At 42.5% G+C, this 12,062-nt stretch carries 11 protein-coding genes; 3 read left to right on the plus strand and 8 right to left on the minus strand.

Annotation, left to right across the window (positions count from 1 at the left end; translation table 11 throughout):
* Nucleotides 1-3: 3 nt before the first annotated feature.
* From ACP69X_RS04045 to ACP69X_RS04060, 4 genes are all read right to left on the minus strand, one after another.
* Nucleotides 4-1,185: a NupC/NupG family nucleoside CNT transporter gene (locus ACP69X_RS04045; protein ID WP_024427552.1), complete on the minus strand. Its 1,182-nt coding sequence runs from the start codon at nt 1,183-1,185 to the stop codon at nt 4-6.
* A 166-nt stretch (nt 1,186-1,351) separates the two neighbouring features.
* Nucleotides 1,352-2,023 carry a deoxyribose-phosphate aldolase gene (deoC, locus tag ACP69X_RS04050; RefSeq protein ID WP_024423938.1) on the minus strand — a complete coding sequence of 224 codons (672 nt, stop codon included), beginning with the start codon at nt 2,021-2,023 and terminating at the stop codon, nt 1,352-1,354.
* A gap of 84 nt (nt 2,024-2,107) precedes the next feature.
* Complete coding sequence (locus tag ACP69X_RS04055) at nt 2,108-3,052, minus strand: sugar-binding transcriptional regulator (protein ID WP_041087524.1); 945 nt, start codon at nt 3,050-3,052, stop codon at nt 2,108-2,110.
* 60 nt (nt 3,053-3,112) lie between these two features.
* On the minus strand, nt 3,113-3,988 hold the full coding sequence (locus ACP69X_RS04060) for an aldose 1-epimerase family protein (protein WP_073978784.1): 876 nt from the start codon (nt 3,986-3,988) through the stop codon (nt 3,113-3,115).
* A 239-nt stretch (nt 3,989-4,227) separates the two neighbouring features.
* Here ACP69X_RS04060 and ACP69X_RS04065 point away from each other — a divergent pair, with 239 nt between their 5' ends.
* Nucleotides 4,228-6,051 (plus strand): acyltransferase family protein, encoded by a 1,824-nt coding sequence (locus tag ACP69X_RS04065; protein WP_269102885.1) that lies wholly within the window; start codon nt 4,228-4,230, stop codon nt 6,049-6,051.
* Between the two features lie 153 nt (nt 6,052-6,204).
* On the opposite strand, the gene ACP69X_RS04070 is transcribed toward ACP69X_RS04065, so the two are convergent.
* The 3 genes from ACP69X_RS04070 to ACP69X_RS04080 all read right to left on the minus strand — a co-directional run bounded on the left by ACP69X_RS04070 (nt 6,205) and on the right by ACP69X_RS04080 (nt 9,368).
* Entirely contained in the window at nt 6,205-7,467 is a 1,263-nt protein-coding gene (locus tag ACP69X_RS04070; RefSeq protein WP_426052447.1) for an MFS transporter, read from the minus strand.
* A gap of 99 nt (nt 7,468-7,566) precedes the next feature.
* The gene (locus tag ACP69X_RS04075; protein ID WP_075612171.1) at nt 7,567-8,664 is read right to left on the minus strand and encodes a saccharopine dehydrogenase family protein; all 1,098 of its coding nucleotides are present in this window, start codon (nt 8,662-8,664) and stop codon (nt 7,567-7,569) included.
* Nucleotides 8,661-9,368 carry a class I SAM-dependent methyltransferase gene (locus tag ACP69X_RS04080; RefSeq protein WP_073978782.1) on the minus strand — a complete coding sequence of 236 codons (708 nt, stop codon included), beginning with the start codon at nt 9,366-9,368 and terminating at the stop codon, nt 8,661-8,663. Before ACP69X_RS04080 ends, ACP69X_RS04075 begins: the two co-directional genes overlap by 4 nt.
* A gap of 129 nt (nt 9,369-9,497) precedes the next feature.
* Here ACP69X_RS04080 and ACP69X_RS04085 point away from each other — a divergent pair, with 129 nt between their 5' ends.
* Entirely contained in the window at nt 9,498-10,505 is a 1,008-nt protein-coding gene (locus ACP69X_RS04085; RefSeq protein ID WP_075612172.1) for a helix-turn-helix transcriptional regulator, read from the plus strand.
* 35 nt (nt 10,506-10,540) lie between these two features.
* Here the strand turns inward: ACP69X_RS04085 and yidA are convergent, their stop codons facing one another.
* Nucleotides 10,541-11,353: a sugar-phosphatase gene (yidA, locus tag ACP69X_RS04090; RefSeq protein WP_041087516.1), complete on the minus strand. Its 813-nt coding sequence runs from the start codon at nt 11,351-11,353 to the stop codon at nt 10,541-10,543.
* 301 nt (nt 11,354-11,654) lie between these two features.
* Between yidA and ACP69X_RS04095 the strand changes: the two genes are divergently transcribed.
* A complete protein-coding gene (locus ACP69X_RS04095) occupies nt 11,655-12,014 on the plus strand; it encodes a MerR family transcriptional regulator (protein WP_039182663.1) in 360 nt (119 codons plus the stop codon).
* Nucleotides 12,015-12,062 lie beyond the last annotated feature (48 nt).

Here is a 12,062-nt window from a genome sequence, read left to right on the forward strand (position 1 = left end):
AAATTAGTAAATCAAACCGACAACGCCTGCTGTTAAGAAACTGACAAGAGTTGCACCGAATAACAGCTTTAATCCAAAGCGTGCGACTACGTTTCCTTGCTTTTCGTTTAAGCCTTTGACTGCTCCAGCAATGATACCGATAGAAGAGAAGTTCGCAAATGATACAAGGAATACAGAAATGATCGCTTCTGTACGAGCACTGAATTGGAAAGCATCACCGGATAGAATTTGCATTGCCACAAATTCGTTCGATACCATTTTGGTCGCCATAATGCTTCCTGCTTGTACCGCTTCGCTCCAAGGAACACCAACAATGAACGCAAATGGAGCAAAGACATATCCAAGTACATCTTGGAAAGAAACACCGATGACTGCTGTAAAGATACCGTTAATCATCGCAATTAATGCAACGAATCCAATCAACATTGCAGCAACAACAATCGCTACTTTGAAGCCATCCATAATGTATTCGCCAAGCATTTCGAAGAAGGATTGTCTTTCTTCCTCAACGACTTCAAGCATGTCTTCGTCCTTAGACACTTCATATGGATTGATGATCGATGCGATAATAAATCCACCAAATAGGTTCAGCACAAGTGCTGTAACCACGTACTCTGGTTTAATCATTTGCATGTACGCACCAACAATCGACATCGATACCGTCGACATTGCAGATGCACATAATGTATAAAGACGCTGCTGAGGTAATAATCCAAGTTGTTTCTTAATAGAAATAAAGACTTCTGATTGACCTAAAATCGCAGACGCTACTGCGTTGTAAGATTCTAGTTTCCCCATACCGTTTACTTTACTAAGCAAATATCCAATTCCGCGTACGATAAGCGGAAGAATACGCCAATGCTGCAGGATACCGATTAACGCCGAGATAAAGACGATCGGCAGTAAGACATTGATGAAGAAAGTGGACGCTTTATCATTCATTAACCCGCCAAATACAAAGTTGATTCCTTCGCCGGCATAGCCTAGAAGCATTTGGAATCCTTTTGCAAAGCCTCCGACTAGGAAGTTTCCAACACCTGTATTGAGCAGAATATAACCTAAAATAAATTGCAGTACAATCATGACAATTACTGGACGGAATTTCACTCGTTTTTTTCCATTACTAGCCAGCCATGCAATGGCGAGAATCACTAGCAAACCGATGATACCAATCACATATTTCATGTTTTTCCTCCTTGAATGAATTCGTTTACATTAATGCGCTTGTATGGAACAAACCCTATTTCGTAAACAAAACGCGGAAGAAATTCCCAGAAGTGAGTTCCTTCCGCATATGACTTTTTCATCATTTATGAGTCATGAATGTTATCCTACCATAGGATCGTATGAATTAATAGTCTTTCGAAGGAGCTGATTGATCCCCTTTGATAATGGAAACGCCTGCACTAGCTCCAATACGAGTAGCACCTGCAGCTGTCATTGCCTCAACGTCTTCTTTTGTTCTCACGCCACCTGATGCTTTCACACCGATGTCAGGTCCTACTGTTTTACGCATTAATGCGATGTCCTCAGCCGTTGCACCGCCTGTACTAAATCCAGTCGATGTTTTCACAAAATCAGCGCCCGCTTTCACTGAAAGCTCACAAGCTTTGACTTTTTCTTCATCAGTAAGTAAACATGTTTCAATGATGACTTTCACTAATGCTTTTCCTTTTGCTGCGTCTACAACTGCACGAATATCTTGTTCAACCACATCATATTCGCCGTCTTTCAATGCGGCAACATTGATGACCATGTCCACTTCTGTTGCACCGTTTTCAATCGCATCCTTTGTTTCGAATGCTTTCACCGCTGTTGTGTTCGCACCTAACGGGAAACCGATGACTGTACATACATCAACACCTGTTCCTGCTAGTTCTTTTGACGCAAGAGATACCCAAGTTGGGTTCACGCAAACAGATGCAAATTGATGAGTCTTTGCTTCTTCAAGTAACTGCATAATGGCAGCTCTAGTTGTATCTGGTTTTAGTGCTGTATGATCAATGAGCTTTGCTATCGTCATGCTTCACACTTCCTTTTAATTATGATACTTTCATCATATATGACGAATGAACAATTGTAAACACGGTTATGAAATTTTGTTCATCTATTTTGTGACATTTAAAAGAGCCCTCGCTGTGTGCTGATCGATGATCAATACATTCGCATATTTTCCTCTTAGTGCGCCGTGTATAGAAGCCACCTTTCGATGACCGCCAGCGACAAGAATGGATCGTTCTTTTGTCCTTAAATCATCTAGCTCCACGCCAATTGTGCGATTGTTAATGGCTTGACTGCAAATGCGTCCATCTTGATCATAAAAACGCGAGCAAATGTCTCCGACACTGGATGCCTTGAGTAGCGCTTTTTCTTCTTCACGGAAATAACCTAGTCTAAACAAAAGTGCCTCATCTCTTACCGTTCCAACAGTAAACACAGCGATATTTGCCTGCTTGCCCATTTCAATAATTCGCTGAATGTGTCTGTCCTGCTCAACCATTTCCTTGACAGCAGCACTATCAAATACAACAGGAAGCGGCAAATAGCGCGGTGCTGTTTGAAAGGCCTCAGCAAACAACTGAATGGTTTCCGCAGAATATGTATTCACATGAGAATGGCTGATTCCGCCCTTGAGCTGGACAACCTCTACACCTTTTACCTGTTTAGATTGCATCTTTTGTGCAATCTGATACATAGTCGTTCCCCAGCTCACGCCAACGATATCACCGTCTTTCACCGTCTCTTGCAAGTAATCTGCACCAAATCGGCTCAAATAATCGGTGATGGTTGGATAGTCGTCCTTTGGCGAAAACACTACATGAGCTTCGAGCAGGTCATACTTTTCCTTGAGCAATGAAGAAAGCTCATTTAAATCCTCAAACGGATCCATCACAGTAATCTGGACATACCCCTTCTCTTTCGCATATTGAAGCAGCCGAGATACAGTCGGTCTGGACAAGTCCAGCTGCTTGGCAATTTCCTGCTGGCTGTAATCAGACAAATAGTAAAGCCTTGCCGCTTCAATACTCAGCTGTTGTTTCTCTCGATCCATTCATAAGCCCCCTTTTTTCTTCTATCATAACAAATTGTTCAACTCATCATGCACAAATGTTCATTTGAAGAAAATTGTATAAGCAGCATGAAAGGTCTCATTCTTTTTTAATGTTTGAATGCCAAACTTCTCTTTATACTGCCCATTCGTCCCTTCCATATCGGCGATGCCATACCACGGCTCAATACAAACAAAAGGAGCCATCGTTCCTTTTTCTTGATCATAAGGCGACCAAATGCCCACGAACGGAAAGCCAGTGAGATCGACCTCAACTCCGTGACCTGCATTGGAAGTCAATGACACTCGATTGATATGGCTCAAGATCATCGCATCATGCTGAAAAAGCTCTGGCCGAAGCTGGATCGGCTCAAGCTCAATTCCTTTTCCTTTCTCTCTGACAAGTGAATTCCGCAGTTCATATTGCACAGGGAGATGTTCAGTGGAAGGTGTCAATGTGAGTGAATAATCTGCTGCTTGCTCGCCTTCAACGAGAGGAACACGAAATGCTGGGTGCCCTCCAATGGAGAAATACATCGTATCATCTCCGTCATGATCAATTTCCCAGGAAATCTTCAGTCCATTTTCCAGTAGTTCATAACGAATTCGTGCTGTAAATTCATATGGGTATTGCTTCACGTGCCGGCCTCTTGATTCATATTGAAAGGTCACCGTATGATCCGTTTCTTCATATAAATCAAAATTGACATCACGCAAAAATCCATGCTGCGTGAGCTCAAAGGTTTGATCGTCAATCTTGTATTGATCATTCATTAATCGCCCAACAATCGGAAACAAGACAGGCGACACCCTGCCCCAATAAGCTGGATCTCCAGACCACATATAGTGACGCCCGCTTTCCTTGTCAAGCACCTCCCTGACTTCCGCTCCCTTTTCATGAATCTGAACCAATAACTGATCATTTTCGATCGTTCTCATTCAACACATCCCCTTTCCTTCTTCTTTTATTATGACAGGGATTTTGGTTTTGAGTATCAAATTCGACATCTCTTCACCCACCAATTCTTTTTTCGTATGAAAAAAATTTAAAAAAAGACAGAAATTCGCCAACAAAATGTAATGCTGATTCGTCTAATCTTATATAAAATAAAAGAATCGTTGCTCTTTTGAATGAACAACAAAAAGAAGCGTTTGACATTGATGGGGGATTCATTTTCATGAACAGCAAGGAAAATCGTTTTCGTTATATTTTAGGATTAGATGGACTAAGAGCCGTTGCTGTATTGGCAGTCATTGCTTATCACTTACATATCGGACCCGCAAGTGGCGGGTTTCTTGGCGTTGATTTATTTTTTGTCATTTCTGGTTACTTGATTACAACGATCTTGTTACATAAGCAGGATTTAGGCTATCAAGAGCTTTTGCCATTTTGGATGGGACGGATCAGGAGGCTTCTTCCAGCTGCTTACATCATGATTTTTATAACCGTCAGCTGGTGCGCGATTGCTGGTTCAAACGCATTATTGTCCATTCGTGGCGATGCCCTATCGTCCTTTTTTTATGTCAGTAACTGGTGGTATATTTTTCACCAGCTTTCATATTTTGATAGCTTCAATGCCCTATCTCCACTGAAAAATTTGTGGTCTTTGGCAATTGAAGAGCAATTTTATATCGTTTGGCCGGTACTGTTGATTGCAGGGCTGAAATGGATAAAAAACAGATCCCATCTGCCTATGATCACCTTTGGCCTAGCACTTGTCTCCGCCTTATGGATGGCGATTCTTTATTCACCAGATACCGATCCAAGCAGGGTTTATTATGGAACAGATACTCGTGCATTTGCGCTCCTGATTGGTTGCAGTCTGGCATTTGTGTGGCCTATGCAAAGACTATCCAGCAAGAAATTACTTCCTGTTGGCAGACGTATTTTACATATTGCCGGGTTCGGTTCGTTTGCGATTTTCCTTCTTTGTGTTTATGCAGTGGACGATTTCGATGCCTTTCTCTATCAGGGCGGCATGCTTTTATTCTGTCTGAATGCTGCCATTTTAATTGCGTGCGTCTGCCACCCTGCAAGTCTTATAGGGAAATGGCTGTCCTTTCAGCCGCTCGTCTGGCTTGGTAAGCGGTCTTATGGTATTTATCTGTGGCATTATCCCATTATCGTACTGACCACACCGGTCATTGAAATTGGACAGCCTTCCATCGCGCGTGTCACAATGCAGTTCATCGCCATTTTACTAGTTGCTGAGGCTTCCTATCGCTTCATCGAACAGCCAATCCGCCAGCATGGCTTCAGACAATATTTTGCCTCTTGGTCTATTTGGAAAAAAGGAATCAAACAATGGTCTACATCTAATAAGGTGTTCCTTGGAATCACCGCAGCTCTTTTGATCTTATTTATCATTGGCATGTCTAATTCGTCCACTTCATCCCCACATGTGAAGGAAGTGACGCAAATTAAGACAGCACCGAAAAAAACAGCCGAACCTTCGGAATCAAAAGCGAAGAAAAAGAAAGAAAAGCACGAGAAAAAAGCAGCTGATCAAAAACAATTTCACCAAATTCTTGCCATTGGTGATTCTGTCATGTTAGACATTGCGCCGAATCTTGAAAAAGCATATAAACAGATCACTATCGATGGGAAGGTTGGCAGACAGATGAACGAAGCCATCAGCATCGCCCCTCAATACAAATCATTTAATCAATCTGATGCCGCTGTTATCATTGAACTTGGCACAAATGGTTATTTTACTGAGGACACGCTGAAAGCATTCATTCAAAACTTTTCAAAGGCACATATTTTCCTAGTGAATACGAGGGTCCCGAGGTCATGGGAAAATGATGTGAATGCGGTAATTCAGCGAGTGGCCGATCAAGATCAAAATGTCACCTTGGTTGATTGGCATTCAGCCGCTACTGGACAGCCATCCTATTTCCAGCCTGATGGTGTTCACCTTTCAAAAAAAGGTTCTGACACATTGACACAGCTCATCACAGGGAGCATCAAGAAAAAAGGGGATGTGTCGACATCATCATAAAAAAACTAAAACTAGCATCCGGCTTGTTAATGTGAAGAAATTTATGCAGGTGCTCTACTATGAAGCAAAACGTATTTTTATGGAGGATTAAAAAAGACATGCTCTCCCATGATGGGGGTCATGTCTTTTTTTGTGATGCAGCACGGAGCTGCATTATGTTTTACTTTTAAATGACCAAACTATTACAGGTATGAGAAATAAAGATAAAATTCCTCCGCTTAAAGATAATGTAGCATAACTCGTATTCGCAGCTACCATTCCTGAAAGAGCACCGCCAGCAGCACCTGCTAACGCAATAAAAACATCGAGTGTTCCTTGGGTTTTGGCCCGGGTTGATGGTTCTGTAGAATCAACTATTTGAGCAGTACCACTAATTAAACCAAAGTTCCAACCCAATCCAAGTAAAGACAGAGCAATGATTAATAGAATCATTGAATCACTTGGTGCGAATGCTGCTAATAAACCAGCAAGTAACAATGTTATGCCCGACGCTATGCTCATAGTTGTTCGTCCTAATTTATCTACAAGTACACCCGTGATAGGTGAAGGAAGATACATTGCACCAATATGAAAACCAATAACAATTCCCACTTCGGCTAATCCATAACCATGATGCTGCATATGTACCGGTGTCATGGTCATGAGTGCAACCATGACAATTTGAGTTAAGATCATAACCGTGGCACCTACTGTAATCCCTTTTTTATCTATTTTTTTATCAACAGAATCTGGTTGATTTCCATGCTCATGTTTTGCTTTGTAAGCTGCTATTCTTTGAGCAATAACTAACGGATCAGGACGCAGCAGAATAAAAAGGACAAGACCTGCTACAATAAATGCTGCGGCTGATAAAATAAAGGGACCCGCAAGTGATGGAACACCAATTGATACGGCGAATTTACCCATCATTTCAACTAAATTCGGACCTGCTACAGCCCCAAATGTTGTCATGACCATTGTCATACTAATGGCCGTTGCACGTTGTTTAGAGTTCGCTAAGTCAGTCCCAGCATAACGAGCTTGTAAATTTGTGGCTGTTCCCGCACCGTAAATGAAGAGCGATGCAAATAATAAAATGACACTATTCATCATAGCTGCAATCACAACGCCAATTGCTCCGATTCCTCCAATTACAAAACCTGTCGATAAACCGATGCGTCGTCCATAACGTTGTGAAAGTTTTCCTACAATGAAAGCTGCCCAAGCCGACCCCAAAGTAAATAAAGCCATTGGAACTCCTGCATAGGCTTCAGTTCCAAGCATTTGTTGAGCTAAAAGGGCACCTACCGTAATCCCTGCGGCTAGTCCAGCCCCTCCAAATATTTGCGATAGACTAACAACGAACAATACTCGTTTATATAATTTTTGGGGTGAATCTATATAATTTTTAATTATATCTTGTTCTGTATTTAACACTTGTAAACACCACCCACTTGAAATTTATTTGCAAAACGTAACCTTTTTATCACTCCCGTCTACAACCCTCCATTTGAATCACCCTATGTTCGTATTCTTTTATGCGGTTAAAAGGTTGGCTTTCAGCGCTAAAACACGCTTTTCCTTCGTGTTTTGATCCACCAACGCAAATTCTCCATTCTCATACGCTAATGAAAATAATTGTTCGATATGAAACACACCTGTCTGAAACCGCCTGCTCAATAAATGTAGTGCTGCAGCAGAGGCGACTTGAGCTGTTGCTTGAGACTCATCATGCCCTTTTATTCCAAGCGCTGCTTGATGAATCTTGTTCCTCTCCATTCCTGTCGCCTCCACTTTCACTGCATATTGATCTGTTCCCATTTGAGCCGATTGAATCATGGAAATGGCTCTTCCCTTGATTTTCGGAACAGTGAGAAGTGACGTCATTCCAAGGCTCCTTGTGAAGGCAAATGCCCGCGTTGCCGCGCGAGAATCAAAACAAAGTCTTGTTGTCACAGAAGGCACACTGAGTGTCAAAGGCAATGTCTGCTGATCAGAGAAGGGGAACTGATAGGCTTTCCTCTTTCCAAGTTTCACCCCAAAATCTATACGCTTGCCTCCAGTAAAGCTTTTGACTCTTTTACGTTGATGATGCTCAGTAAGCACATAGTCAGTATGGACATTGTCAAGCGTCCATTCAATGGCGGCTTTTCCATGCTGATCACCCAACCCAAGCATAATCCCTATATCTATTTGATTCACTGATGAGAGCATAGATGATGCTTTCGCAGCTAATAAATTCGTAAGGCCGGGTGCGAGACCTACACTGAGCAAAGCCGTCGCACCGATTTGCTGCTGATCCAGCTGTGCCATCTGCTCCATATACGCCCCCTTTGCAGAAATATCGATATAATCAATGCCTGCCCGCAGAACGGTTTCAGCAAATGTCGTGTCTTCTTGATCGAGACACATGATCACCAGCTTTGTTTGATCCACCCAGTCCGAAAATAACGGCTCACTGACATCAAGTTGATAGGGAAGAACCTTCCCTTTTGTCTGGCGTGAAAATTTCTTTGCCTTCTCATAGCTTCTGCCTGCTGCAACAATTTGACCGGGATACACTTCACTTAGCTGAAGACATATTTGCTGTCCAACATGTCCATAGCCGCCTATCACCATCACCTGTGTTCTCATTTCTCATCCGCCTCTCTACGATTCCGCTTGCAAACAAGCCCTTTGATCATTCCTGCCTGAAAATAGGGTCTGATGTCTTCAAATCCTGCTTTGATTAAATGCTCTTTTATTTCTTTCTCAGGAACAGGGTGTGTCGTGTGTCCCAGCCTGTTTTTAAAGGACGTAAACACCTCTTTTTCCAGGCCTTGCCGCTGCATGAAAAGAGAAAGCATGTGAAGCTCCTGTTGAAACGCATGGGACTTCATCTCGCCTTGTATAAAGGCCAACATAAACGGTGCTTCTGGTTGAAGCCTGCGGGCAACCTCGTCTAAAAAGAGCTGGCGCTTTTCTATAAAATGAATGACAAGCAAGCTCACTGCCGCATCGTAAACAGGTTCAGCTGATACCGTATCTAATGAGGCCTCATGCCATGTGACACGCGCCTCCATTTCTAGCTTTGCAACTCGCTGTTTCGCCATGTCCAGCATAGAAGGTGACGGATCAACCCCTGTGATGAGCCAGTCTTCTTTTCTTTGTAACATGTTGATGATCTCTTCGCCCCCACCCGCTCCAACAGTCAGGATGCGGGGAACCGCTCCCTTTAATTCAGTTTCTAATACATCTATTGTCAACTCATGCAATAGCTGATAGCCGGGTACTTTATAGGCAATCGTCGCTGCATATGACTCAGCAACGGGATCGTGCCAATGCTGGTTTTCTTTCATGTCCTTCTCCTCCAGTTCCTTTCCGCTTTCCATCGTTTCCTGTACACTAACGATATGACATCTTTATTGTAAAAAGAGACACCATAAAACACGATCCCTAAAAGTGGGGATTTTTGAGGAGGAGATCATGTGACCAATCCAGCCACTCATTTTCAGCAGCTGAGACAACACATTCGGGACGAACTTGCTGCCGTCCTTGATTTTGATGCCGCCTGTATCACGACCATTGATCCAGCCACTCTCCTCTCGACAGGTTCCTTCACAGATGAACCGATTGAAGAAATTCATGACCAGCTGTTTCAAAATGAGTTTTTAAAAAGGGACGTACATCAGCATGAGTTTCTAGCCAAAGGCCCAGTTCATGCTGCGAGCCTAGTCCAAAGCGGAGAATACCTTAGCAGTGAGCGCTACCAAAACATTTTGTTACCTAAAGGATGGTCTGATGAATTGCGGGCAGCTCTTGTGATTCAAGGGGAATGCTGGGGGATGGCCAGCCTCTATCGTCTAAAGGACAAGGAACCTTTTCAAGAAAATGATATCCAAGCGGTCATCGAACAAACGCCCAGACTCGCAGCCAAGCTAAGAGATGAACTTTTCAAGAAAAGAGATACTGAAGAAGACGCGGCGGCGGAGCAACAAGGCTTCCTTATTCTTTCGCACGACTACAAGCTTCTTTATGGAAATGAGACAGGTCTTCATTGGCTTCAGACGTTTCAAGCCTTTGAACAAATCCATGACAGGGCGACCATGCCACGCCCGTTTAGAGCATTAGGGGCAAAACTTTTATATGGCGGTATTGAGCAAACAACGGCAAGCATGACGAGATTGCCTACGGGGTTGTTCCTCTCTCTTCAAGCCTTTCGATTAGCGCAGGCTGATAGGCAGGAGGAGGCTATCATGATTCACATCAAACGAGCCCAAACAAATGATATCCTTCCTTATGCGGCGAAAACGTACAGACTGACAGAAAGAGAGATGAACGTCCTCGACTGCTTATTAAAGGGCCAGTCGACAAAGGAAATTGCGAGCACGTTATTTATTTCCCCCCATACCGTTCATGATCATGTGAAAGCGATGCTGCAAAAGACGAATTTAAGCAGCAGACGTATGCTTGTTTACTTTTTCTCCAATATATAAAAAAGCGGCTACCGTACTGGTAGACCGCTCTTTTCTTATTTTCCTAAAACCAGCTCATGCAGCACATGTGCTACTCCGGCTTCATTATTAGATTTTGTTACAACATCTGCTACGGCTTTGACATCATCAATGGCATTTCCCATAGCGACGCCGCAGCCCGCAAACTCTAGCATTGATACGTCGTTCCCATTGTCACCAATAGCCATGACTTCTTCACGAGGAATTCCCAGCTCCTTCGCTAGAAGCTTCACAGCATTTCCCTTACTCACTTCAGGATGCAGGATTTCAAGGAAGAAATCTGTACTTTTCACCATCATATACTTTTCCTTCACTTCAGATGGGATGGCTTGTATCGTTTTTTCCAAACGTTCTGGCTGATCAATATACATCATTTTCGGAAGTCTCATCGATGAATCTGCCTCTTCAACAGGCATATATTTCAGCGGCAGTTTTGTTAAGTAGGATTCAAGCACTGTGTATTCACTAATATCGCGATTCGGTGTGTATAAATTGGCTGAATCGAAATAATGCATCGGTGTATCCAGCTGACGGCTCAATTCATATAAAGAAGTTAAGTCATCATAGGATAATGTCAGCTCTGACACCACTTCATTTGTATGGCTGCTTTGAACAAGCGCTCCATTATAGGCGATCACATAATCTCCCTCTTGATCAAGGTGAAGATCAGCTAAATAACGATTTACCCCGCCAATTGGCCGGCCTGTACATAAAACAATTTTAATTCCTTCTGCCTTTGCCTGTTGAATGGCTTCAAACACTTCATCCGGCACTATATGTTGATCATTTAATAACGTACCATCCATATCAATTGCAACTAATTTATACATTCACTGGTCCCCTTTTCTCAGCAAAAACGTGCTGTCACTATTTTGAGCCACCATTACCATGATGACAGGTTATTTCATTACTATTTACCTATTTTAGCCTATCGTTTTTTCTTCACGCTGTCTACTTGTTCACATCTGTAACAAATATCACATGAGTCTACTCTATTATAACGTATTCTATTCATCGTGCTGATCCCCCATTTACAACAAGTAAAATAGTACAATTGTTCCCCACTATAGAATGTTTTGAAACTAGCAAATCTAATTGTATGATGGATAGCAAAGAAAGGAGGTGCAGGGAATGATTACGTTTACGAGAGGTAAATTGTCAAAAATGTCTGGAGTACATATTGAAACCATTCGTTTTTACGAAAATGAGGGGGTGCTCCCAGAACCAAAGAGAGCACATAACGGCTATCGTCTATATGATAAAAAATATGTACTCATGCTATCATTTATCACCGAAGCGAGAAAGCTAGATTTCTCGCTTAAAGAAATTCGTGAAATTATCAAATCACTTTTCGAAAAACAGTCAAAAACAGAAGCTGAACAGCTGCTTGAACAAAAAGTCGAAGATATCCAACACTCTATTCAAGAGTTAAAAAAGCGGAAGGCTGCCATTCAATTGTTAACAAAGCAAACATTAGCAAACATCAGCTGATTGTAACGGCTGCCAAAGGTGTGCCGGTGTTGGTCACTGGCACACCTT

The sequence above is a fragment of the Bacillus sp. DC4300-2b2 genome, assembly GCF_049895685.1.
In the GTDB taxonomy this organism is placed as follows: Bacteria; Bacillota; Bacilli; order Bacillales; family Bacillaceae; genus Bacillus; species Bacillus safensis.